General features: G+C 47.3%; 20 protein-coding genes and 1 tRNA gene. 9 read left to right on the top strand and 12 right to left on the bottom strand.

The window, feature by feature from the left end; translation table 11 throughout:
• Positions 1-122: 122 nt before the first annotated feature.
• Positions 123-419: a YfcZ/YiiS family protein gene (locus tag M988_RS06360; protein WP_008814078.1), complete on the bottom strand. Its 297-nt coding sequence runs from the start codon at positions 417-419 to the stop codon at positions 123-125.
• Positions 420-824: 405 nt separating this feature from the next.
• On the opposite strand from M988_RS06360, the gene fadL reads away from it, so the two are divergent.
• Entirely contained in the window at positions 825-2,150 is a 1,326-nt protein-coding gene (fadL, locus tag M988_RS06355; protein ID WP_008814079.1) for a long-chain fatty acid transporter FadL, read from the top strand.
• 254 nt (positions 2,151-2,404) lie between these two features.
• Here the strand turns inward: fadL and mlaA are convergent, their stop codons facing one another.
• From mlaA to ccmA, 10 genes are all read right to left on the bottom strand, one after another.
• Complete coding sequence (gene mlaA, locus M988_RS06350) at positions 2,405-3,163, bottom strand: phospholipid-binding lipoprotein MlaA (protein WP_039185400.1); 759 nt, start codon at positions 3,161-3,163, stop codon at positions 2,405-2,407.
• 121 nt (positions 3,164-3,284) lie between these two features.
• Complete coding sequence (gene ccmI, locus M988_RS06345) at positions 3,285-4,496, bottom strand: c-type cytochrome biogenesis protein CcmI (protein WP_064573337.1); 1,212 nt, start codon at positions 4,494-4,496, stop codon at positions 3,285-3,287.
• Between the two features lie 2 nt (positions 4,497-4,498).
• Entirely contained in the window at positions 4,499-4,972 is a 474-nt protein-coding gene (locus M988_RS06340) for a cytochrome c-type biogenesis protein (RefSeq protein ID WP_211271674.1), read from the bottom strand.
• Between the two features lie 8 nt (positions 4,973-4,980).
• On the bottom strand, positions 4,981-5,532 hold the full coding sequence (locus tag M988_RS06335; RefSeq protein ID WP_008814083.1) for a DsbE family thiol:disulfide interchange protein: 552 nt from the start codon (positions 5,530-5,532) through the stop codon (positions 4,981-4,983).
• A complete protein-coding gene (locus M988_RS06330; RefSeq protein ID WP_008814084.1) occupies positions 5,529-7,502 on the bottom strand; it encodes a heme lyase CcmF/NrfE family subunit in 1,974 nt (657 codons plus the stop codon). The genes M988_RS06335 and M988_RS06330 overlap by 4 nt, the downstream gene beginning before the upstream one ends.
• Complete coding sequence (gene ccmE / locus M988_RS06325) at positions 7,499-8,005, bottom strand: cytochrome c maturation protein CcmE (RefSeq protein WP_008814085.1); 507 nt, start codon at positions 8,003-8,005, stop codon at positions 7,499-7,501. The genes M988_RS06330 and ccmE overlap by 4 nt, the downstream gene beginning before the upstream one ends.
• On the bottom strand, positions 8,002-8,241 hold the full coding sequence (gene ccmD / locus M988_RS06320; RefSeq protein WP_008814086.1) for a heme exporter protein CcmD: 240 nt from the start codon (positions 8,239-8,241) through the stop codon (positions 8,002-8,004). The genes ccmE and ccmD overlap by 4 nt, the downstream gene beginning before the upstream one ends.
• Complete coding sequence (locus M988_RS06315; protein WP_008814087.1) at positions 8,241-8,996, bottom strand: heme ABC transporter permease; 756 nt, start codon at positions 8,994-8,996, stop codon at positions 8,241-8,243. The genes ccmD and M988_RS06315 overlap by 1 nt, the downstream gene beginning before the upstream one ends.
• A gap of 210 nt (positions 8,997-9,206) precedes the next feature.
• Complete coding sequence (gene ccmB / locus M988_RS06310; protein WP_004092786.1) at positions 9,207-9,866, bottom strand: heme exporter protein CcmB; 660 nt, start codon at positions 9,864-9,866, stop codon at positions 9,207-9,209.
• Positions 9,863-10,483: a cytochrome c biogenesis heme-transporting ATPase CcmA gene (gene ccmA / locus M988_RS06305; protein ID WP_008814089.1), complete on the bottom strand. Its 621-nt coding sequence runs from the start codon at positions 10,481-10,483 to the stop codon at positions 9,863-9,865. Before ccmA ends, ccmB begins: the two co-directional genes overlap by 4 nt.
• A gap of 394 nt (positions 10,484-10,877) precedes the next feature.
• Between ccmA and M988_RS06300 the strand changes: the two genes are divergently transcribed.
• Genes M988_RS06300 through phsC form a run of 4 tightly spaced genes read left to right on the top strand, consistent with a single transcriptional unit; the run spans position 10,878 to position 16,228 of the window.
• The gene (locus M988_RS06300) at positions 10,878-12,569 is read left to right on the top strand and encodes an HAL/PAL/TAL family ammonia-lyase (RefSeq protein WP_224451783.1); all 1,692 of its coding nucleotides are present in this window, start codon (positions 10,878-10,880) and stop codon (positions 12,567-12,569) included.
• Entirely contained in the window at positions 12,562-14,133 is a 1,572-nt protein-coding gene (locus M988_RS06295; RefSeq protein WP_039185387.1) for a flavocytochrome c, read from the top strand. Before M988_RS06300 ends, M988_RS06295 begins: the two co-directional genes overlap by 8 nt.
• Before the next feature lies 1 nt (position 14,134).
• A complete protein-coding gene (locus M988_RS06290) occupies positions 14,135-14,563 on the top strand; it encodes a cytochrome c3 family protein (protein ID WP_008814092.1) in 429 nt (142 codons plus the stop codon).
• Between the two features lie 9 nt (positions 14,564-14,572).
• A complete protein-coding gene (gene phsC / locus M988_RS22295; RefSeq protein ID WP_082919417.1) occupies positions 14,573-16,228 on the top strand; it encodes a thiosulfate reductase cytochrome B subunit in 1,656 nt (551 codons plus the stop codon).
• A gap of 80 nt (positions 16,229-16,308) precedes the next feature.
• On the opposite strand, the gene M988_RS06280 is transcribed toward phsC, so the two are convergent.
• Positions 16,309-17,760, bottom strand: coding sequence for an AAA-type ATPase lid domain-containing protein (locus tag M988_RS06280; RefSeq protein ID WP_082919416.1), 1,452 nt, complete (start codon positions 17,758-17,760; stop codon positions 16,309-16,311).
• A 294-nt stretch (positions 17,761-18,054) separates the two neighbouring features.
• On the opposite strand from M988_RS06280, the gene M988_RS06275 reads away from it, so the two are divergent.
• The 4 genes from M988_RS06275 to M988_RS06260 all read left to right on the top strand — a co-directional run.
• A tRNA-Arg gene (locus M988_RS06275) sits at positions 18,055-18,129 on the top strand.
• A gap of 887 nt (positions 18,130-19,016) precedes the next feature.
• A complete protein-coding gene (locus tag M988_RS06270; protein ID WP_008814096.1) occupies positions 19,017-19,694 on the top strand; it encodes a restriction endonuclease subunit S domain-containing protein in 678 nt (225 codons plus the stop codon).
• Positions 19,695-19,752: 58 nt separating this feature from the next.
• The gene (locus M988_RS06265; protein WP_008814097.1) at positions 19,753-20,211 is read left to right on the top strand and encodes a hypothetical protein; all 459 of its coding nucleotides are present in this window, start codon (positions 19,753-19,755) and stop codon (positions 20,209-20,211) included.
• Positions 20,212-20,425: 214 nt separating this feature from the next.
• A partial coding sequence (locus tag M988_RS06260; protein WP_211271673.1) for an Ig-like domain-containing protein occupies positions 20,426-24,258 on the top strand: 3,833 nt, incomplete at its 3' end.

The following is a 24,258-nucleotide window of genomic DNA, read 5'->3' as shown; positions in this document are numbered from 1 at the left end:
TATATTTAATGAATATATTAATCAATAAAATCGAATTTATGTGATGAAGAAGGGGCGCTGGCTAAATATAAAAAAGCACGACCGAAGTCGTGCTTAGAATATTACTTTCGTTTAACCCGCGATTAACGCAGGCCGAGTTGAAAAATCAGGGTTTCCGCTTCACAAGCAAAAGTGAAATCAACGGTCAACTCATAGCCTTCCGCTTTTTTTACGATATTGCTTTTGATAACACAAGGATCGGATTCGATGCCGCGCGCTTTTTGTGTCAGTTGTTCCAGCATAGCTTTCGCATCAGCTTCCTGAGCAAAAACATTGCAATAGGATGCGGTGCAGTCGGTGTTATCCATGATGGTGCCGACATCAACGCAGCAGCAAGCTGCCGTTTCTTGTGCACTGCACTTTTTAATAGCATCAGTCATTTCAATCATCTCCTCGACGGGGAATAACCCCCACTTTATATCGCCAATTATGATCTGGCTCAAAAAATATAAAAACTGTGGGTATTTTACTCCTCTCCCACTACAGAGACTAGCGATATGCCATAGGAATGACACTTAGTGAGCAAAATCACATTATTTGCTGTTTATTTCCCCGCACTTGTAACCAGCTCTTTATTAGTTCCGTTGTTTTTTGTTACACGGATCTCTTTTTTTGAATCATTTTGGAAATATTTAATAAACATTCTTGCAACATACCAAGAGGTCAGACCTATACTCTGCTCACTGGTCTGATTTGTCAGATCGAACTCGGACCCTACAATCCGCGCTCATTGTTACAGTACGTAACATAGTTTAAATAAAACACACAATAATGAGGTTTCGGTCATGCGCCAGAAAAACCTGTTTACTAAGTCAGCATTAGCTGCAGCAGTGGCACTGCTTTCATCTAACGTCAATGCCGCTGGTTTCCAGCTGAATGAGTTCTCAGCCGCTGGCTTAGGCCGAGCCTATTCAGGTGAAGGTGCCATGGCTGATACCCCGGCATCTGCGAGCCGTAACCCGGCGCTGTTGAGCATGTACGATCGCCCAGCGATTTCCATCGGCGGCGTATTTATCGACCCAGACGTAGACATCTCGGGGCGCTCTCCAAGCGGTCAGAGCCTGAATGCTAAAAATATTGCTCCAACGGCGTGGGTGCCTAACTTCCACTACGTGCAGCCCATCAACGATCAGTGGGCCGTGGGTGCATCTGTAACGTCAAACTACGGTTTGGCAACTGAATTCAACGATAACTACGCCGCTGGCTCTATGGGCGGTACTACCGACCTAACCACAGCGAACTTAAACCTCAGCGCAGCTTATCGTGCGAATGAACACTTCAGCTTCGGTTTAGGCTTTGATGCCGTATATGCGAAAGCTAAGATTGACCGCTATGCAGGTGACCTGCCACTGCTTATTGGCAGCAAACTTCCTCCTCCGTACAACAGCATGGTCGGTCAGATCCCAGCCAACACACAGATCTCACATCTGAAAGGCGACGAATGGGGCTTTGGCTGGAACGCGGGTATTCTGTATGAAGTGGATGAAAATAACCGCTTTGGCCTGACCTATCGCTCTGAAGTTAAAATCGATTTCGACGGCGACTATCGTAGCGACCTGCCAACCAGCGTGAACGCATTAGCAAATCAGTTCGGTATCCAAGGTTTACCAATGGGCACCGGTGGAGCCACCGTACCAGGTTCTTTAACGCTGAATCTGCCTGAAATGTGGGAAATCTCTGGCTACCACAAAGTGGCACCACAGTGGGCTGTCCACTACAGCATGGCCTACACCAGTTGGAGTCAGTTCCAAGAGCTGAAAGCCAAGGGATCAAACGGTCAGACCTTGTTCTATAAAGATGAAGGCTTCAAAGATGCCTACCGCATCGCGATTGGTACTACCTACTTCTACGATGACAACTGGACGTTCCGTACCGGTATTGCCTTTGACGATAGCCCAGTACCTGCCGGCACACGCTCTATCTCTATCCCAGATCAGGATCGTGCTTGGATCAGTGCGGGTACCAGTTACGCATTCAACAAAGATGCATCTGTTGACGTCGGTGTTTCCTACATGCATGGTTCAAAAGTTACCATCAATGAAGGACCGTATGAGTTCAAATCTGTAGGTAAGGCATGGTTGTACGGTGCTAACTTCAACTACGCGTTCTAATTTTTAAAACGAGTAGACATTAAAAGCGCCCTTTTAGGGTAATGCTGGTCACTTAAGCGCGATTTTAGGGGAAGTACACCGATGGGGTCGTAGCAGCTTTAGCTGCCGGAGCGCCCCGCGGTGTGCTAGCCCCGTGTATCTCGATCTCTTAAACGATCAGCATTACCCTTTTAGGGCGCTTTTTCATTAAGAACAGCGGCAATCTATTCAGACGTAAAAAAAGCGCCCTAAGGCGCTTCTTTACGATCTATCCATCAGTTTGAATCAATGTCTTTCAAATCATCCTGAATCGCTGAGGCATTTGGATTGGTTGGCGCAACCAATTCACCACCGGTTGCCAAGAAATCATTACGCTGGAAATACGCTTCGCGCATAAAGAGATACGGATCTGAAGAATTCTTCAGCAAGCCATCGGAATCCAATAGCTGTGCTCGAGTCTCTATACCTTCGATGGCCCATTTACCTGCTGACATCCAGAAGGTCAGCCAGCTTAACGCTGGATAGACATAGTCGACATAATTACCACCGTCCTGACGTGGGGTCGCGCTGCCGTAGCCCGGAAGCACCACGTATGGGCCATATGGCACATCATAGTAACCTAATGTGCTACCGAAACGATGGGGTTCCTGCTTCGCCAGTTTAGGGTTTGCCATTGATGCGACGTCCATGAACCCACCCATGCCGAGAATGGTATTCAGGAAGAAACGGTTAAAGTGTACAAATCCATCGTAAACATTACCTTCAAGGAAACTGTTCACCATGCTAGCAGGTTCTTCAAGGTTGCTCGTGAAGTTCGCAATCCCCGAGCGAGCAGGAACAGGCACATAGTCACGCCAAGCTACGGCTACAGGCCGTAACAAATACGGATCCAGATAATTGTAGTTCACGCTAAACATCGCACGGTTAAAACCTTCCAGCGGGTCCGAACGCCCTTGAACTGAATCCGATGCATTTGTAGCACACCCAACCAGCAATACGCTTGCCAGAGCCACTCCTGTCAGCCGAAGTTTCATATCCTTCTCCATGAAAAGGGATCGCTGATGACAGGCTGTCAATCTTATCCCGCCGTCAACGATCCACATATTTTTATTCTGATCTTATTCATGCCCAAAGACTGTTTTTGCAATGGGCGATTTATGGTACTTGATGTTCAATCTGTACGCTAATCTGACTCTCTTTATTATAGGGCATAACCGCACTTTCACCGAACCAGTCACCTGATTGTGGATTGGCTAAACCATCTCGAGAGATGCGTGCACGAACTTTCACCTGTTTTTGCGCCGACAGTAAACGTTCTGGCATCATGGCATTGGCATCAGATAATGAAACTGTCACAGGGAAATGACCCAGTGGCAGCTGCTTCACCGCAACAGGTATTGGTGTTGCACCATCAGTAACTGAAACCACCAAGACCGCCGTTGGCGGTAGTTGGCGCTCAACGTCAGACGACAGATTAATGGTGACGTTCAGTAGGCTATTATCCTCACCAGACTGCACTTTGGCTTGTTCAATGCTGCGCTTTAGCACTTCACGACGACTATCGTTGGCAGGTAATGTTTTCAACATCATCTCCCACGCACCAATCGCCTTCTTATAATCGCCCTGTTCGAAAGCATTAAATGCCAGCAGGCTCAGCACCCGCACGTCTTCATGATTACGCGCCATCATATCGCGCAGCATGTCGGCTGCCTGTTTATTATCTTCTGGATCGCTAGAACGGGTGAGCACTTCCGCGTACCCCAGCGCAACCTCAGGCTCATTCGGCGCCAACTGGTAGGCGTGAGAGAAGGCCTGAGTCGCGGTCGTCGCGTTATTTAATGCCATACCGATTCGGCCTAACATAACCCAATCGGCCACATTACGCGGATCGGTCTGCAGCTCAGTACGCAACCCTAAGCCTAAACGAGCAATTTCTTCCATCGTCAGCGGCTGCTTGTCTTCATTCATGACCCGCTCGCGCAGCGAAGGCATTTCACTCATCACTAAATTCCAGCCTTGAACCTGAGCTAATCCGCCGGTTTTCAAATAAAAACCGACTGAAATCAGTACGAGGACGACGACGCCAGGCAGCAGCACCCAGCGGTTGAGTGGCTCAGGTTTGGCCTTTTCTGCATGAGGAACATCAGACAGCAGGTTTTGTTGAAGCTCTTCGATCATCGCCTGACGCTCAGCAACCACACCCTGCTCTTCGTCTTGCTCCAACTCTTTTAATCGCTGATGGTAAAAACGTGTGTTTAAACGATCGCGATCTTCTGGTAAATCACGCTGAGGCTGACGTAACACCGGAACCAGCAGCAACGCAGCGGCGGCGATCAGCAGCACTAAAACTATTAACCAAAATGCCATTATCAATGTTCCCTGTCGCTGTCGTTAAGAAGCTGCTTTAATCGTTGTTTCTCAGCATCGCTTAGCGTATCACCTAAAACCTCCGGTTCCTCTGTGCGACGGCGGCGAGCACGTGTAATCACTACGATGGCCCCCAGCAGGACAAACAATGCAGGGCCAGCCCAAAGAATCACGGTCGCGGCAGTTAACGGTGGCTCATAGGTCACAAAATTACCGTAGCGGGCCACCATATATTCAGTAATCTGCTTGTTGGTGTAGCCTTTTTCCATCAGCTCATACACTTTCTGGCGCATGTCTGCAGCAATGATTGCATTGGAATCCGCAATGCTGTTGTTCTGACATTTCGGGCAGCGCAACTGCTCAGTTAATTCGCGGTATTGCTGTTCTTGCTCCACGCTTTTAAAACTATAAGTATCAATCGCCGCCCAAGCGCTAACGGAGAGCATAACGCCGATCAACATGCTGGCTAATCTTATTGCTCGCATTATTTAGCTCCTTCATATTGGCGGTATAAAGGTTCGATTTCCTGTTGCCAAACGCGATCGTTAAGATCTCCCGCATGACGATAACGGATGATCCCATTGCCATCGATTAGGAAAGTCTCAGGCGCGCCATATACACCAAGATCAAGTCCCAGCATGCCGTCGCCGTCGTAAAGACTCAGCGCATAGGGATTGCCCAAATCATTGAGCCATTTCACGGCTTTTTGACGGTCATCCTTATAGTTTAACCCCACCACGCGTATCCCTTTCGCCGCCAGCTTATTGAGATACTGATGTTCGGCATAGCAGGTCGGACACCAGGTCGCCCACACGTTGAGCAACATCGGTTTACCGTCGTGCAATACACTCTGATCGAAGGTTTTACCCGGCTTATCCAGAGACTCCAGCTTAAACTCGGGAACCGGTTTACCAATCAGCGCCGACTCCAACATGGTGGGATCTTCACCGCCGGCATTACGCTGAAGCTGGATCACAAACGCCAGCACCAGCAACATAAATAAAACTAACGGGATAAAGAGCAGCTTACGATTCATGCTGTTTTCTCCAGTTTTTCTTGTTCGCGCTCTTCCTTACGACGTGAACGATAGCGTGGGTCGAGAATACAAAGCACACCGCCAATCGCCATTAACACACCGCCGTACCAAATCCAACGTACAAAAGGTTTGTAGTACAGGCGAACCGCCCATGCGCCGTCATTCAGTTCTTCGCCCAGCGCCGCGTATAAATCGCGTGTTAAACCGCCGTCAATGGCAGCCTCTGTCATCATGCTACGCGCAGTAGCGTAATAGCGTTTTTCAGCCCGTAGCGTCGCTTCTGGTTTTCCATCGCGAGTAACGTCAATAATACCTACGCCGCCAGTATAGTTAGGGCCTTTAATATCGTGAACGTCGCGGAATACAAAGTGATAATTGTGAATATCTACGCTATCTCCCGACTTCATTCGGACATCGCGTTCGATGCTATAGCTTTGGCTAAACGCGATACCAATCACCGTCACCGCGACACCAAGATGGCCTAACACCATACCCCAATGACTACGTGGCAGTTTGGTAAGACCTTTCCAGAAGCCATAACGATGTGTCGCACGCTCGTGCAGTTCCATCAACGTCAGGATAACGACCCAGAACGCCATCAACAGACCCACAACCGTCATGCCTTCAACGCGATCCTGCATCAACCACGGCAATACGACGGAAAGGATCACGGTGACAATCATTGCCATCAGCAGGCGCTTCCAGAATTTTGCCGGCTCATCACGACGCCAGCGCACCAGAGGACCAACCCCGAGCAGTAATGCAAACGGCGCCATCAGCCAAGTGAACATTGAATTGAAGAAAGGTTCACCAATCGAAATACTGCCCAAGCCAAGCTGCTTATGTACCAACGGCAATAACGTGCCCAACAACACCACTAACATTGCGGCAACCAGCAACACGTTATTACCCAGCAAGAAGGTTTCACGTGAAAACACTTCATGTTGAGTGCGACTACGTACCTGTGCTCCCTTCACGGCATACAGCAGTAAAGAGCCACCGATCACGATCACCAAATACGCCAAAATGAACATTCCACGCGCCGGATCGGAGGCAAACGAGTGCACGGATACCAAGACCCCCGAGCGCACCAAAAACGTTCCTAGCAAACACAGAGAGAATGCAGTAATGGCGAGGAGAACTGTCCACGCTTTGAAAGTGCCACGCTTTTCAGTAACCGCCAGTGAATGCAGCAACGCCGTACCCGCCAGCCAAGGCATAAAGGAGGCATTTTCTACTGGGTCCCAGAACCACCAGCCGCCCCACCCGAGTTCGTAATAGGCCCAAGCAGAACCTAAAACGATCCCCATGGTAAGGAATACCCATGCTGCCGTTGTCCAAGGACGTGACCAGCGTGCCCATGCGGTATCTAAGCGCCCCGCCATCAGCGAGGCAATCGAGAAGGCAAAAGCGACCGAGAATCCAACGTAGCCCATATACAGCAACGGTGGATGGAAAATCAAACCGATATCCTGCAACAGCGGATTCAAATCGCTGCCGTCAATCGGGAAATTCGGTAGGGTGCGAGTAAACGGATTCGAAGTAAGAATGATGAATAGCAGGAAGCCTACGTTAATCATCCCCATCACCGACAACACTCGCGCCACGGAATCTTGTGGCATGCTACGGCTAAACAGCGCAACGGCGAGCGTCCAACAACTGAGTAGCAGAACCCAAAGCAGCAGCGATCCTTCATGCGCGCCCCACGTGGCCGCAATACGGAAATAAACCGGTAGTTGCGTATTGGAGTTCGCTGCTACATAAGAAACAGTAAAATCGTTAGTGATAAAGGCATACACCAAACAGCCAAAAGAAACTGCAATGCTGAAGAACAGTCCGTAGGTCAACGGCCGTGCCGACGACATCATGCGCACATCTTGTCTAGCTGCGCCCCAAAGCGGATAAATGCTCAGCAACACGGACAGCGCGAGAGAAAGCGCCAGTAGGAAGTTACCAATTTCAGGGATCATGGCTGCGGGCTCCCCGCATCAGAACTACCGCCGTTTTGTTGGTAGGCGTCTGCTGGGCGATTATGGTTTTGCTCCATCGCTTCTTTTACCTCTGGGGGCGTATATTTTTCATCATGTTTTGCCAGAACTTCTTTGGCGTGCACCACGTTATTTTCGCCCATGACGCCTTGTGCCACTACGCCCTGCCCTTCACGGAACAGATCAGGCAGAATGCCTTCGTAGGTCACACCGATAGCGCCGTGAGCATCGTAGATTTTGAATGACACCTTCAGGCTTTGCTGATCGCGTTTCACCGAACCCGGCATTACCATGCCGCCAATACGTAAGCGCTGACCCACTTCAGGTTTTTCATGATTTTCGCCTTTACCCTGCAAAATTTCTGTTGGGGTATAAAATAGGTCAATGTTGGAGCGCAATGCGTAAAGAACCAGAGTTATTGTCACACCGAGGCCAAGTAAGACAACAATGGCCAGATACAAGCGGCTCTTGCGACGTGGATTCATAAAGACTGCTCTCCTTGTGAAACTGACGAAGCGCGTTGTTGACCTTGCGCTTGTTTAATACGTTGCTCGCGCGCCTGATGACGACGAATCTCCGTCAAAATTTGTCGACGTTGCCAGCGGGTATGGCATACCAGCAACAGTAAAGGAATGAGGGTTGCGGCAACGGACAGCCATACGTAAAACGCATAACCGCCCATGGCAAAGAAGTCCTGCCACGATGAAAATGCGGGGGTCATCAGGAACGCTCCTTGTGCTGATTATTCTGGCGAGTATTCACTAACGCATTCACCCACGGACGGCGGCGCTCCTGCATTAAGATCAGATTACGCAAACGCATTAACGTCAGGGTTATAAAGAAGAAAAGATAACCGAAGATAGCCCAACGCAACGGATAGCGCATGCTTGGGTCAATGGTGTTTTGCATGTTGGTAGACCCTTGATGAAGGGTATTCCACCACTCAACGGAGAAATGAATAATCGGCAGATTTACCACGCCAACCAGCACCAAAATGCCTGCTGCACGACCTGCGGTGCGGCGATCCTCAAACGCGTTGTACAATGCGATAGCGCCCAGATACAGGAACAGCAACACGAGCTCAGAAGTTAATCGCGCATCCCAAACCCACCACGTTCCCCACATTGGCTTGCCCCAAGCAGAGCCCGTTGCGAGCGCAATAAAGGTGAAAACCGCGCCTACAGGTGCCATTGCAGCACTCACAAGATCGGACATTTTCATCTGCCAAACTAAGCCGATAAACGCCGCAATTGCCATGGAAGCATAAATCCCCATCGACCAAATAGCCGCTGGAACATGGATGTACATAATGCGATAGCTATTGCCCTGTTGATAGTCGGACGGTGCGAACCCAAAGCCCCAGATCCAGCCAATCAATAGACACGCCGCCCCAGCTAATCCTAGCCATGGCACAAACTTACCGCACAGATGATAAAGCCGTTCAGGCTTAGCAAGCTGATGAAGCCATTTCCACATTGAGATTTATGCTCACAAAACGAAAAGTCACTGTTTCGACTTTGATGTCGAAACCCCATAAAAAGGCGCTGTCTTGTACTACCTGCAGGCTCTTTTCAGACAATCTATCTTATACGGTGTTACTTATTATTGACCTATTAGTCTGAGCGATATTATCGCTGACAAACAAAACGGTTTTTCAAATCGTTGAATTCGGTTTCATCGAACAAGTTACTGCACGCTGACACGCAGCGCTGCCGCTGCTGCAAACGGTGAAAGTGTAACGCTTCCCGCTAGCATCGCGCCTAAGATAGCGAGATATCCACCAATAGGCATACCCATCGAGGCCGCATCAATCGCAGAGGTCGCAAAAATTAAAATAGGAATATAGAGAGGAAGCACCAGCAGACTGAGTAATACTCCACCCTTGCGTAACCCCACCGTGAGTGCGACACCTATCGAACCAATAAAACTGAGCGTTGGCGTTCCCAACAGAAGGGTTAAAGCCACTGCCCACCACGTCGCAAAATCGAAAGAAAGCAAAAGCGCGACCAACGGAGACAAGATCAGCAGTGGCAGGCCGGTCACTAACCAATGAGCAAATACCTTCGCTAACACCGTTAATGCTAACGGCGACGGCGTTAACATGAGTTGTTCTAGCGTGCCGTCCAGATAATCATCTTTAAACAGACGCTCCAAAGACAAAAGCGCAGCTAACAATGCAGCCACCCACACAACACCCGGCGCAATACGCGCAAGCAACTGCGGTTCGGGGCCGATGCTGAGAGGGAACAGCGTGATCACGATTAAAAAGAACCACAGCGGATTAATAATTTCAGCGCCGTTGCGAAAGGCTATTTTTAACTCACGTCGCAATACGGTTCCGATCATCGCGAAACTTCCTCGCCGCTCAAACGCAGCTTACGCATGCGATAATCCAGATCCTGATGGGTCGTCAGCAAAATAATGCCTCCCGCCTGCGTATGTTTCTCGAATAATGCGATCAGCTTCGCTACTCCAGACTTATCAATCGCGGTTAGCGGCTCATCCAAGATCCATAGTGTTGCCTTACTCAACCACAGTCGCGCTAATGCCACTCGCCGTTGCTGTCCCGCAGAGAGCTGAGCGACTGGCACATCTTCATAGCCAATTAAATCAACCTGAGCCAAAGCATCCCAAATGGCATCTTGGTTATGTTCCCCCTGTACCGCTTGATAAAACGCGAGGTTTTCAAAAGGCGTCAGCACCGATTTCACACCGGCCTGATGGCCAAGGTAAATCATCTGCTGTTGGTACTCTTCACGCTGTTTACGAATAGATTTTTGCTGCCACTGAATATCACCGCGGTCAGGCTGGGACAAACCGGCAATCATCCGAAGCAGGGTCGTTTTGCCAGCTCCGTTAGGGCCTTCTATTTGTACCATTTCGCCCGCTTCCACCTGAAAACTGAGCTGGCTAAACAGCACACGCTCGTCACGGCTACAGGCTAAAAGGGAGATATTCAACATCGAAGAAACCATTCCTATCATCGGGGTAACGCATCATATCATAAGCCTATAGCTGCTCGTACCCCGTAACACGAGTGATGCCTACCTACATGGAGGTAAAATTGTGGTTCAAATCAATAACTGACCCATCGCCTATGAGTCGCGTCTATCCCCCCAATAATTCAAGTTGCAGAAGGGCGACAAGTGAGTGATTACTCGGGTGAACCAACGCACATGCAACTTGAAGTATGACGGGGATATACATCTATCATCCCAGCGAAGATTAAATCTGGCATACGTCAATTTTTATATCGATTCTTGATATTTCAAAAATCGGCACAAAAAATGCTGAGCACAATTCAAACTTTTCTCCTGTGGTTGCCCCTTATGATTTTGCTATTCAAACAGGAGAATTATGATGAAAAAAACGGTATTAGCACTTACGTTGGCAGGTTTGTTTCTTTCACCGACCGTTTGGTCGGCCACATCAGGGATAACGTTGGATGGGCATTCACTCACGCTGGAAGATGCATGGGAAATTGCTTATTCAAACAAAGAGGTTCACATCGCCCCCGCGGCAATGAAAAAGGTTGAAGAAGCCAATCAGCTCTTAATGACGGCAGCCAGCAAAGGGATCCCCGTCTATGGTTTAACCGTCGGCGTGGGGTTGAATAAGGATAAATCCCTGTTTGATGCCCACGGAAAACTCACACCAGAAGCCATTGCCGCATCAAAAGCCTTCAACGTTAACGCGCTTCGAGCTCATGGCGCGGGTATTGGCCCAGCGATGCCCGATGAACTTGTGCGCATGGCGATGGTTATCCGACTCAATACGTTACTCGTAGGCAGAACCGGTGCTCAGCCACAGGTAGCGACCCTATACCAACAACTGCTCAATAACCATATTACGCCCGTCGTGCCTTCACAAGGCTCCGTTGGGGAAGCCGATATCACTCTGGCCTCCCATATCGGCGATGTCATGATGGGAGAGTGGAAAGTTCACGTAAATGGTCATGAACAGGATGCGGCCAGCGCACTACAGGCGGCAGGGATCACAAAACTCGATCCTATCGGTAAAGATGCCCTCTCTATTTTATCGACCAACGCGATCTCCGCAGCATACTCAGCACAAGCGCTGCTCGCCGCTAAACAAATAATTAATGTCACTCCTGAGGTATTTGGATTATCACTCGAAGGTCTGAATGGCAACGTTGCGCCATTCCTGCCACAAAGCCTTAGCGTTCGTCCATTCCCTGGCGTCCAGGATACAGCCAAAGTGATGCGTGAGGTGCTGAAAGGTTCTTATCTCTGGCAACATCAGGATGGGCGAGCATTACAAGATCCACTCTCCTACCGAACCACGGTGTTTGTTCTCAATGAGGCACATAAAGAGTGGGCTGAAGCTTATCAAATGCTGTCGATTCAGATGAACAGCTCAGACGATAACCCTGCGGTGATCGTCAACGCCGATAAATCGTTAATAGAGAATAGCCAGGTTGCGCAGTACTACGTCCACGATGGCAAAGTGAATGGTGCGATCTTCCCAACGTCGAATTTCGAACCACTCCCGCTGACGCTGGCCATTCAAAACCTATCCGTCGCCATGGGTCACTTGGCACATAACAGCGTACAAAGAACCCTACATCTTTCCGACGATCACTTCACCGGTCTAAGCCGATTCCTCGCGGGTGAGGAAAATAATGGACACGCTTTCGGTGCAATTCAAAAGCCGCAGGTTGCTATGCTCGCGGATATCCGTTCGCTGGTGAATCCAGTATCGCTCGATGGCCAACCTATGGCTGGCAGCATTGAAGATACCTACACCAATAATTTACAGGCCTCCACTCGACTGACCAAAATTGCCGATGACATGCGCTACATCTATGGCCTTGAGCTGTTACATGCGAGTCAAGCAATCGACCTGCGTAAACATAAAAATCCTGACATCACGCTGGGCGAGCAGACAGGTAAGCTCTACAGCAGCTATCGTGAAAAAGTGAAATTCGTCGATAAAGATCGCATCTTCAGCGATGACATCGAGAATTCAGCCAAACTCCTGCAACAGTACCCTGCACTACCGTTGATTCGTGAGGGGCACAATGAATAACAAAATCAATAACTCTCGTCGTAATTTTATTACCAAAGGGACGTTGTTGACGACTGGGGCCGCTTTTGCGGCCTTTTCCGGTTCGGTCAGCGCCGCCTCATGTAGCAACGACAACGCTATTCGCTATCACCGAGTTTATGACGTCATTGTAGTCGGAAGTGGTTTTGCCGGGTTAGCCGCCGCGCTTGAGGCTGTCAATCTCGGCCGCAGCGTATTAGTCATCGATAAAATGCCCGTTTGTGGTGGAAACTCAACGATTAACGGTGGAGCTGTCGCGGTAGCAAACTCGCCTCTGCAGCAAAAAGAGGGCATCGTTGACTCGCCTGAACTGATGTACAAAGACATGTTAAAAGCAGGTCGAGGTCTCAACGACAAAGAGCAGTTAACTATTCTGGTCAATAACACAACTGCCGCCTATGAATTTACATTGAAACATGGGGTGGTCTATAAACCGTTTGTGCAACATTTTGGCGGGCACTCCGTACCGCGCACGCTACAAACGGTTGAAAGTTCTGGCGCCGGAATTGTCATGCCATTGAAAAATTCAGCAATGAGGCTGGGAGTCATGTTCCGTACTCGCTGCAAACTGCTAGGTTTTGACCAAAATGCACAAGGCCGCGTGATCGGTATTTCGGTTCGTGATGGCTACCGCTTTCCTGACGAAACCAGCGGTGAAATTCGCCACTACGGCGCTCGTTACGGCGTCGTAATGTGTTCTGGGGGATTCTCCAACGATCTCCGCTTCAGAAAAATGCAAAACCCTCGGCTAGATGAAAAAGTTGACTCAACCAATCATCCAGGAGCCACCTCAGAGTGCCTAGTACAAATGTTACGTATCGGCGCTATTCCCGTGCAACTTGATCTGATCCAGCTTGGCCCTTGGTCATCTCCCGATGAAAAAGGCTTCGGCTATGTTTCTCAGTTCAACACCATCTCCGGCTTTCCTAACGGCATTATGGTCAACCCACGGACAGCGAAGCGCTTTACCAATGAATTGGCCGACCGTAAAGAGCGCGAAGACGGCATTCTGGCACAGGTTGATCAGGACGGTAATCCTCTTTACCCCATCTGCTTTACCACGCTCGACGGCGCGAAACAGGCTCAAAGTTTAACCCATGCACTGCATTATAAGGTGGCTTGGCAATTCGATACCCTACAGCAATTAGCCGATCACTTTGGCATGCCCTACGCCACGTTAAAGTCAGAAGTGGATGAATACAACGCGGCTGTTGCCCGTAAAGGAGGTGACCGCATGCATAAAGATGTCAGCCGTGCCGTTCCGCTAGATAAGGGGCCATTTGTTGCTGTTCGAGTTTGGCCGAAAGTCCATTATGTGATGGGAGGCGTAAAAATTAACGTCAAAGCAGAGGTTTTAAACGCTGCTGATAGTACCCCGATTCCTGGGCTGTATGCAGCAGGCGAAGCGACTGCTGGCTCCCACGGAGGAAGTCGATTAGGAAGTTGTGCCGTCGCCGACTGTTTGGTTTATGGCCGTATTGCCGGCGCCAGCGTAGGTGCCGCAGAACCCTGCGATGATTTCCCCGCCACAGACAAGGATGCCTGAGATGACAAAACAACTTTTATTTTTTTTAGTGATGGTTATCAGTTGCTTGAGTCTGAACTGTGCCGCTGCCGACAACACTGCCAACAATGAAGCCCTATACCATGACAAGCTAAATAGCATGCACGCCAAGCCCTATCACCAAACACTAGAGGCCATGGGAAAAGATAATTCATGTCAGCTATGTCACGGCACTAAAACGCCGGTATCTTCGCCGAATGACAGCAATTGTCTGAATTGTCATGGTTCGCGCGATCAGGTGGCGGCACTAACGCTACCGGATCCAAAAGACAAAAATGCGGAGCCCAATCCGCACAACTCAATTCACTATGGCAAAGATGCTTCTTGCACCATGTGCCATAACGAGCACAAACCTTCAGAGATCTATTGTAATAACTGCCATCTCTTTAAATATCCCAACATGAAACCTTAAGGGATCGCTATGACTAATTTATCTATGAAACACCAGATAAAGCGCGGTCTGCTTTTTGCGATACTCTTACTTTCACAAGTATATGCTTGGGCCGCCGCACCCGCGCTTTCCGTCACCGCCAGCCAGCAGAATCAGTCATGCTTAAGCTGCCATTCCGATACTGATATTCACAGCATCGTGACATCTAAAGCACACGATAAGTTACAGCTCTCTGCCGAGGATTATCAAGAAAGTGTTCATGGTGGATTACCCTGTATTGCCTGCCATCAAAGCGCGCCAAACAGCCAAGGTTTTGATGCTACGCCACACCAATTGGCGCCGCAGCAAAATACACGCTGTGAGGGATGCCATGCGGTAATGCTGCACGACACCATCACTGCCGAAAATGCGAGCGTGCATCAACAGAAAATAGAGCAAGGACAATTCACCTGCACGGCATGCCATGATGCACATACCATGAGCAGCGGAGTTATCTCTCATCCGAGTAAAACGCAAATAGCCAAAAGCAATCAGACGTGCATAAACTGTCACTCAAGAGCCGGCGTTTATTCACAGCTCGCCAAAGGCAAATCTGCAACAAAACAGGATTTGGCGCATAAAATGCTGCCCTACTCAGAACAGCATTTGGCTAGCTTACGCTGCATCGATTGCCACGTTGCGGCGAATGATGAAACCTTGCACAAAATCTTACCGGCATCTCAAGCCGTCACCTGCGAACAATGTCACAGCAATTCTGCCCTACTCATCCAAAGGCAAAAAACAGATATCGCGCTGTTTCCCTCAACGCCTGGGAGCTTATTAGGGAAAGGATTATTTGATGACAGCCAATTACAGAAGAAACTGGCAAGCCTATCTGTAACGGGTGAAAAAACGGAACAGGTACAAACGGTTAAAGGTACACTCTTTAGTAATACTTATATGATCGGCAGTAATGGCAGCAATCATTGGGATAAACTTTACCTTTATGCACTGGTGACATTCATTGGTTTATTGATCTGCCATGGCCTTGGTCGAGTTATCGGCAGGAAACTGTTGAAGCGCTCACATGAAAATGCCAGCGAAGACAAAGTATATCTTTATTCTTTATTAGTCAGATGTTGGCATTGGCTTAATGCACTGTGCTGTATCACGCTGCTCGTCAGCGGTATCGCCTTGCATTTTGTGACTCAACGATTCGCTACATGGGTAAATATTCACAATATTGCAGGGCTCACACTCTGTGCTATTTGGGTCTTATTCATCATTGCGGCTCTTTCAGGTAACGGTCACCATTATCTCGTTCGTTGGCGGGGAATTTCAGCTAGGCTTTACCGACAAACTCGCTATTACCTCGTCGGTATTTTCCGAGGCGAACCACATCCTGAGCATCCAAGTCAGCAGAGCAAATTTAATATCCTGCAGCAGCTTGGCTACATAGGCATTATGTTTGCGCTGGTACCGTTGCTCATTGTCAGCGGGCTGTTGATGCTTTTCCCTGAGTACTCACCGACTAAGATATTCGGTTGGCCAGGAAAACAGATTATTGCCTACCTGCATTATGCACTTGCATTAATCATGCTGATGTTTGTGATAGTTCACCTTTACCTTTGTACCACTGGCGATTCATTAGGTGCATTGATTAAAGGAATGATTGATGGTTTTCATCGTAGTAAAAAGATGAAATAACCCAAACAGCAGTGCTGATTTTAAGCATTAAAAAAGTCAAAGAGTTCGCTCTTTGACTTTTTATTTCCCTCAAATTAGTTTTATCGAGCTGAGATCCTTAGCTTTTTTATCTTGCTATACAGCGTATTACTATTAATCCCTAGGATCTGCGCCGCGCCATTTTTACCTGATATTTTCCCATTGGCTTGGCGTAGCGCCTTTATAATATGCTCACGCATCGCATCCTCTAGAGGTAAAAGCCCCCCCTGCGCTTTTATTTTAGGTAAATCGCATATCAGCTCCCCACTGGGAAATGAGATGCTTGAATTCTCAATCACATGAATTAGCTCGCTAATATTTCCAGGCCATTGATAGTCCCATAGCATTTTTTTCGTTTCTGGACTAAATATCGGAATTTTATTTGCACCGTGGTGAGTTAGCTTCAATGACAGGTAGTGCGTTAGCAGTAACGGGATGTCTTGATGTCGATATCGTAAAGGAGGAAGGGTGATCTCTAAACAGAGAATATGGTGATGATACTGGCTGGATAAATAATTATGATGTAATGCTTCGCTGTATCGCTCAGTTTGAATAGAGATGGTCTTAACATGACAAACCCCGGGATAACGACTCATCAACTCCAACACCATCATTTGCCAACGCTTCGGCAGAGAAAATAATTCATAGACCAGTAAGGTTCCACCATGCAATGGCAAAAAATACTTAATGTCTGGCATATCTTCCCAATCAATATCGATGCATTCTTTTGTGTTATCGGTTGATGATATATAGATTAATTGATGATTTCTCACATCTAGAATACCATAGACCCCTTTTTCATCGGCGACTTCACGTATGTATGAAGCAATACTTTTTTTCCCTACGCCATGTTCTCCAAAAATCAAAATGGGTGATTGACTACATGCCAGTATTTTCAATGATGAATAAAACTTCGATAATTCGACATTGTTTGGACTAACGATGAACCGCTCATCGCTATGTGAAAACGTTGAAGGCATGCAAGTGGGAGCAACTGAATATTTAGCTCGTGGCTCTAAAAGGTTATGCTGCAAAAGAGTAATAAATGAAAGTAGCGAAAACTCACCACGAACAGCCTCAATCAAGGCCACATGCTCAGTAGCATAAGCTTGAGGCTGATAGCTAAAAAAACCAACGGCCCCTAAACGAATACCATCTAACGACATCCTCATAAGAATGATTGACTTAATATTTCTAAATCCCCTTCCTATGACATATTCAGTTAATAAATCCTGTTTTAGATCATTAATGAGTTGGATTTCAATATTCTGATTTTTCTCAAACTGCTCGGCAATATACTCGGGTATTGGAATCAAATCACGCTTAAGCCGCGCCGCTTTATGAGAAGACAATGCAATAAACTGTATACTACGAATATCGTGTCGGTAATAATTCAGAAAAATACCATCACAGCTAAAATCCTCCGGAATGGCATGAATACACGCCTGCATTGACTTCTCAATTTGGGCACTGCTACACAAAGCGGTATGTAAGAATGATATAGCGCTATCCATAGGCCACCTAACTCACGTCAACGTTCTATAAATTAATCTAATGATTTTTTTGTTATTTAACAGGGCATTATGAATAATAGTGGCTCACTTTTCTTTACCCTAGGTCAAAAGTTACGCACATCTTCTTAAGACGACGTAATCACGACAGACACGGCGTGTCGGTAGATACTTTGGTCTGCACACCCGCAAAATCGGTATGTTTTCCCAGCAAATAAACATTAACGCCGATAAAACGAGCAATCAGCAAGATTAGTTCTTATCCTATTGATAAAAATGCGTATAATAGCCGCCGTTGTCCTCTTAGTTAAATGGATATAACGAGCCCCTCCTAAGGGCTAGTTGCAGGTTCGATTCCTGCAGGGGACACCATTCTGAATTTTATCCCCCTTTGAATCACCCATCATCTCGTCAGCGCCAAAACCCCACCGCGTAACCTACGTTGATTCATGACAAATGCGTGTACTTTCGGTAGAAAGTCCTCAAAGAATCACGCGCAAATAAAGATATAAAGCTATGTATTCATCTTTAGCCCCGCCCTCACGTTCAGATCGTAACTCCCTCCCTCATGTACAATCATTCTTCCAACAGCAACACTTTATTAACAACGACCCATTGCATTGTTCTTATCAACTTCGCCCAATCTCTCCCCTATCCCCAAAGCAATGCAGGTAACACATCCACCGTCTCCATGTTTGAACACCAATCAGCGCTATTTTTATCACCATTCCCTCCTTTATAACGGTCTCCATGACTGACAAAACATGACTTCCACAAATAGAAATCACCAATCCCACACTTATAATAATGAAATATAACGCCAAAAAATAAAATATTGTCAGTTCATTAAGCTATAAATTTAAAGTTTACAGTTATAAATATCAATCATATCTATGTCGCCAGTATACTTTATTCAAGAAAATCGCCGCCTATGACAAACAACAGTAACTGTGTCGTTTCTGACTTCCTAATAAAAAAGCAGTCAAGCAACGGCAAGTTAATGCTGTCTTTCAGTATTAAGGCATCAGGCTAAGCCATATTTACAGCGCCGATAAAGATAGCAAGCTAATAATAATTTTGATGTCTAGTGCGTTAAAGAGAAATGTCAGCATGACTCTATTTGGGTTGAAATTTCATCTATAGCGGATGCAGCCATGAGTAAAAATCAGATTCAGGCCCGTAGATATAGAGCTGATACAAGGTTATTTCTATCGCCAACCTATATAGGTTCAACGTTTGATTTTGGATAAGAATATAAAATGCTCATCAATAATGAAAAACGAAACAGAAAAGTTTCAATCATCACAGATAATGAATACCTGAAATTAGGCTTGCTTTCTATACTTAGTGAGCTAGATCCCAAAAGCTTTGTAGGAAATGCTATTTTTATTGACGTTGATAGTTTGAAGCTGATGTCAGACTTTGGCACTTTGCTAAAAAATGCCTATGCCAATCGCGCCTCCGTGATTCTTATCTGTGCAGGGGGAGATATGTCTATGGTATTGGAACGACTTCCTCACATCGATATTAACGAAAAACTCTCTCTATGGCCTCGAGATATCACGACGTTGCTTAGATCAAACCTGACCTATTATTTCATTAAGGAATTTAATGATCTGATTTGTGTCAAAAAACTCGGGGCAATGAAAATGGCCATCATTCTTATGGTCAATAAAGGGTGGACATTTAGCCTTATCGCCAGAACATTGAAGATCTCACATAAAACGCTTTATCGCTACACCGGGGGATTGGTTTCTTATTTTAATGTTAAAAACATTAATTTTTTATTTTATTTTCTTAGGTCACGTTTTCCACCGTCCTATTTTGACTCCCGTTTAACTGACTATTCGCCAAGAGCACCGCTACTGTCTTTTGTAGCCGGAAAGGTTTTGGCTAAAGGTCAAGCAAGAATAACAACGCAGTTAACTCAGCCGTAGCCCATACAGGCACATTTAATAATGATTTTTTCATGATGTAATTAAGGAGCTAGTTTATATGAACATGGGTTCATCAAAGTTTTTGATCTTGGGATCAATCTGTCTGCTGGCGGCATGCTCATCCCAGCCAGCAAAGAAGCCTCAGGGCAACAACCATACAACGGCTGCAGCAACTACTGGATATAAAAATACTAGTACCCCTGCAGATAACTATATTGCAAAACGAACTGCAACACTGACAGGTATAACGCTGGCTTCAACAAACAACATCTGTGTTGACCACTTTAATTTCTTAAGAGAAGTACAGTCTAATCAATATCAGAAATACACTAAAGATTATGGCGATATTGGCAAGGGATACCGTTTTTTGAATGTAAACAAAAACATTATGGATAACGATGCAAAACAAGTTTACACCATGATGCTTGAAATGAAATTAGACACCTTGTGTTCAAAAGTTCAATACACCGGATATTCAGTAGTAAAAGATAAAATAAAAGAGCTCTCTAGCATTTAATTACACATTTAAGCTATTTCAAGCCAGAGCCCCTTCTTTTATGAAGATGGGCTCTTTGTGTGCTTCATAATATTTTACATTGGTATTCGTTATGAGAAAAATAATTTCACCAAGAGGTATGAAAATTACCTCGTGGGGGATAATCATTATTCAAGCTCTTACACCATTGTTAATTTCAGCCAGTTCTGTCGCCAGAGCTAATGAATATCGCAATATGGAAGAGACTATTTTGGGGATGCAATCGGTAGTTGACGGGAGTGCTCCTACAGCGAGCCAGCCATCTTCACCTTTATTGCCCCCAAAAAAGCAGCAGGCCCCCACATTAATCTCAACACCTGAGTTCCAATCTTATCTTAACCCAGAGATGGCTCTCCCTACGCCATCTCCCGAGACTTCAACGCCTAATTTGCCTTCCCTTGGTAGCGAGTCTATTTCATCTTCGTCAGCAAACGAACCAGCGCCAGATCTCACTGGTAACGCGATGCAGGCAGGACAAATTTTATCGAGTGATAATGTTACCAATGCATCTATTAATTATGCAAAAAGCATTGGCGAAGGATTAATTAACCAACAGATTAATGACTGGTTGAATCAGAAAGGTACTGCACGTTTCAGCGCGGGCTCTGATCAAAAAATTTCTGGGGACTTGTTACTCCCCATTATTGGGAACACAGATAGTTTACTCTTCACGCAGCTCGGCTTGCATAGCAATGAAGATAGAAATACGGCCAACGTTGGTATGGGCTATCGCCAATATATTGGCGACTGGATGTATGGAATCAACACCTTTTACGATTATGACTATACGGGCAAAAATGCGCGTTTAGGCGTCGGTGGTGAAGCTTGGACGGACTATCTAAAACTGGCGGTGAATGGCTACTACGGCCTAACCGACTGGCATCAGTCCCGCCTGTCTGCAATGAAAGACTATGATGAACGCCCTGCCAATGGGTTTGACCTGCGTGCTGAGGCTTATTTACCGTCATATCCTCAATTAGGCGCCAACCTTAAATATGAACAGTATTTTGGTAAAGGTATCGATCTGGGCACCGGCACACATCCTGACGACTTAAAGGATAATCCAAAAGCACTGACCTTCGGCTTAAACTATACGCCAATCCCACTGGTTACCCTGAAAGGTGAGCACTCCGTGGGTGATAAAGATGACAGTCGCATTGGGATCGACGTTAATTATCGGTTTGGTGTGCCATGGGCTCGACAGATCAGCGCCGACTCGGTTGATGCATTGCGTAGCCTAATGGGCAGCATGTACGAATTTGTCGATCGTAACTATGAAATCGTGATGCAATACCGTAAGCAGGATCTGCTGCGAATCTCATTGCCAAATACGGTCACCGCCAAAGCCGCAGAAACCATAACGCTACCGCTCACCGTATCTAAAGCCAAGTATGGTCTGAAGGACGTCGAGTGGACGGCTTCTGCGGAATTTCTCGCTAACGGTGGTACATTCCGCGAGCTGTCGCTCACCCAGTTAGAAGTCACTTTGCCGCCATACGTGTACACCAAACGCGCTAACGCCGCGCAGGAATACGTCATTAAAGCGGTTGGCGTCGACAACAACGGTAATAACTCCAATACCGCAGCGACGACAATTAAAGTTGAACCTTCTAAAAATATCATCAGCGATTTAACGATCACGCCATCAGGCTCAGTACCGGCTAACGACGCTGACTATTTCACCGTGACAGCCTCAGTGCTTGATGAACATAGCCAGCCGATGACGGCACAGCCTATCAAGTTTGATATTGATAATATGAAAGGCGAAGATGGTCGATCGGCAGCAACGTTATTTAAAGATGGCGACACCAACAGCCAGACGCTGACGGTTAACACCGATAGCCGGGGTAAAGCCACGGTTTACGTTCGTAGTAAACTGGCTAAGCAAGGTGTGGTTACTGCCACAATGAACAACGGTAACTATAAATCAGGTCAGGTTGACTTTATTGCTGATGCCGCTACAGCACAAATCAGCGCGCTGGATATCATCAAAAACAAGGCACTCGCCGATGGGCAAAGCTCAAACAAACTGCAAGTGACCGTAAAAGATATCAATGGCAACCCACTCGCCAATTCACAGGTTGATTTAAGCGCCACAAACGGTGCAACTATCGTCAATGGTTCAACGGTGATGACTGATGCCGAAGGTCAGGCCATTCTGTTAGTGACCAATACAACGATTGGTGATAGCACAATCACGGCACGCATCAACGGGAGTTCTAAAACTCAGGTTGTTACCTTCGTTGCAGATAAATCGACATCTACCATTACCCAGGGCGATCTCACCGCAACGCAGGATGCCGTCGCAAACGGAACGGATACTAACCTAGTCACAGCAAAAGTTACCGACGCCAACGCGAACACGGTCTCCGATGTCACGGTTCATTTTACCGTCAGCAACGGTGCCAAAATTATCACCGTCAAAGGTGTGACCGGCGATGACGGCCTTGCAACCGCCAAAGTGACAAGCCTCAAGGCGGATACCTACACCGTTACCGCTCGAATTCAGGAATCAGGAAACAGCGCTCAGACCAACACGCGCTTCATTCCCGATAGTTCAACAGCAACCATCATTGATAGCAATCTGAATATCAACCCCAATGGCGCTCTAGCTGACGGTGTTGATACCGATGCAGTTGAAGCTATTGTAACCGATGCCAACGGCAACCTCGTCCCCAACGCCAGCGTTAACTTTATTGTTGCAACAGGTGCCACGATTACCACCGTTATCGGCACCACGGGTACAGATGGCAAAGCAACAGCAACGGTGACGAGTACCACTGCAGGCAAATATAAGGTCACCGCCACCGTCAGCGGCCGTTCAGCCAGCAAAGACGCAATATTTGTTGCTGATAATGGAACCGCGGCCATCGTTGCAGGAAATCTGAAGGTCACTGCTGATAACGCATTAGCCAACGGCACTGCAACCAATGCTGTCCAAGCTAAAGTCACGGATGCGAACGGTAACGTGGTGCCGAATGTGGCTGTAAGCTTTAGCGCCAATAATGGTGCAACCGTCACTACAGCGTCAGCGATCACTAACGAAAGTGGCCTTGCTACGACAACGCTGAGTAATACCACATCAGGGGTCACCAACGTCGTTGCGGCTATTAACGGCACCAGCCAGAATGTGAATACTAACTTCACACCTGATGGCTCAACGGCAACGATCGTCAAAGGTGATTTACAGGTCACACAAAACGATGCCACAGCCAATGGGAGCGATACTAACGCAGTTCAAGCCAAGGTTACCGATGCCAATGGCAACGTAGTACCGAATGCTACCGTCACCTTCAGCGCTAACCACGGCGCGACAGTGACCACTGAGTCTGTCACAACCAACCCACAAGGACTTGCCAGCACCACATTAACCAACACGCAATCCGGTACGACTCAGGTTACGGCAACCGTTAACAGTCATAGTCAGCAAGTAGACACTAACTTTGTAGCAGATGGCTCAACGGCAACCATCACCAAAGCTAACCTCGTTGTGACTTCTGATAACGCTAAGGCAGATGGCCATGCAACCAACGCGGTTCAAGCTAAAGTCACCGATGCCAACGGCAACTTAGTCCCTAATGCAGTCGTCAGTTTCACCGCAGATAATGGTGCAACGATCGTCAACGCGTCAGTGACAACGGGTTCTGATGGCTTAGCGAGCACCACGTTGACCAATATCCAAACAGGGATAGCCAAGGTCACCGCCACCATTAATAGCCATAGCCAAACCGTCGACACCACCTTTAAGGCTGATGACGGGACAGCAACCATTATCAGTGGCAATTTGACGGTCACGACTGACAACGCCAAAGCCAACGGCACCGCAACCAACGCCGTTCAGGCCAAGGTGACCGATGCTAACGGCAACGTGGTGCCTAATGTGACAGTCGCCTTCGCCGCGAATAACGGCGCGACGATCACCACCGCGTCAGCCAACACCGATGAAAATGGCTTAGCCACCACCACGCTGACCAACATCACCGCCGGTATCAGTAAAGTCACCGCCACCGTTAATGGTAACAGCCAGAG

The sequence above is a fragment of the Hafnia paralvei ATCC 29927 genome (assembly GCF_001655005.1).
GTDB classification, from domain to species: Bacteria; Pseudomonadota; Gammaproteobacteria; order Enterobacterales; family Enterobacteriaceae; genus Hafnia; species Hafnia paralvei.
The sequence above is the reverse complement of the archived record's forward strand: the minus strand, read 5'-3'. Positions and strand labels throughout refer to the sequence as shown.

Bases quoted from the DNA above. Each gene is read 5' to 3' on its own strand.
- ccmD (WP_008814086.1), bottom strand. From the start codon at position 8,241: ATGACCCCCGCATTTTCATCGTGGCAGGACTTCTTTGCCATGGGCGGT.
- M988_RS06290 (WP_008814092.1), top strand. From the start codon at position 14,135: ATGACAAAACAACTTTTATTTTTTTTAGTGATGGTTATCAGTTGCTTG.
- ccmA (WP_008814089.1), bottom strand. From the start codon at position 10,483: ATGTTGAATATCTCCCTTTTAGCCTGTAGCCGTGACGAGCGTGTGCTG.
- M988_RS06280 (WP_082919416.1), bottom strand. From the start codon at position 17,760: ATGGATAGCGCTATATCATTCTTACATACCGCTTTGTGTAGCAGTGCC.
- ccmB (WP_004092786.1), bottom strand. From the start codon at position 9,866: ATGATCGGAACCGTATTGCGACGTGAGTTAAAAATAGCCTTTCGCAAC.
- M988_RS06265 (WP_008814097.1), top strand. From the start codon at position 19,753: ATGAACATGGGTTCATCAAAGTTTTTGATCTTGGGATCAATCTGTCTG.
- M988_RS06360 (WP_008814078.1), bottom strand. From the start codon at position 419: ATGACTGATGCTATTAAAAAGTGCAGTGCACAAGAAACGGCAGCTTGC.
- ccmI (WP_064573337.1), bottom strand. From the start codon at position 4,496: ATGGCATTTTGGTTAATAGTTTTAGTGCTGCTGATCGCCGCCGCTGCG.
- M988_RS06300 (WP_224451783.1), top strand. From the start codon at position 10,878: ATGATGAAAAAAACGGTATTAGCACTTACGTTGGCAGGTTTGTTTCTT.
- fadL (WP_008814079.1), top strand. From the start codon at position 825: ATGCGCCAGAAAAACCTGTTTACTAAGTCAGCATTAGCTGCAGCAGTG.
- M988_RS06315 (WP_008814087.1), bottom strand. From the start codon at position 8,996: ATGTGGAAATGGCTTCATCAGCTTGCTAAGCCTGAACGGCTTTATCAT.
- mlaA (WP_039185400.1), bottom strand. From the start codon at position 3,163: ATGAAACTTCGGCTGACAGGAGTGGCTCTGGCAAGCGTATTGCTGGTT.
- M988_RS06295 (WP_039185387.1), top strand. From the start codon at position 12,562: ATGAATAACAAAATCAATAACTCTCGTCGTAATTTTATTACCAAAGGG.
- phsC (WP_082919417.1), top strand. From the start codon at position 14,573: ATGACTAATTTATCTATGAAACACCAGATAAAGCGCGGTCTGCTTTTT.
- ccmE (WP_008814085.1), bottom strand. From the start codon at position 8,005: ATGAATCCACGTCGCAAGAGCCGCTTGTATCTGGCCATTGTTGTCTTA.
- M988_RS06270 (WP_008814096.1), top strand. From the start codon at position 19,017: ATGCTCATCAATAATGAAAAACGAAACAGAAAAGTTTCAATCATCACA.
- M988_RS06335 (WP_008814083.1), bottom strand. From the start codon at position 5,532: ATGAATCGTAAGCTGCTCTTTATCCCGTTAGTTTTATTTATGTTGCTG.
- M988_RS06330 (WP_008814084.1), bottom strand. From the start codon at position 7,502: ATGATCCCTGAAATTGGTAACTTCCTACTGGCGCTTTCTCTCGCGCTG.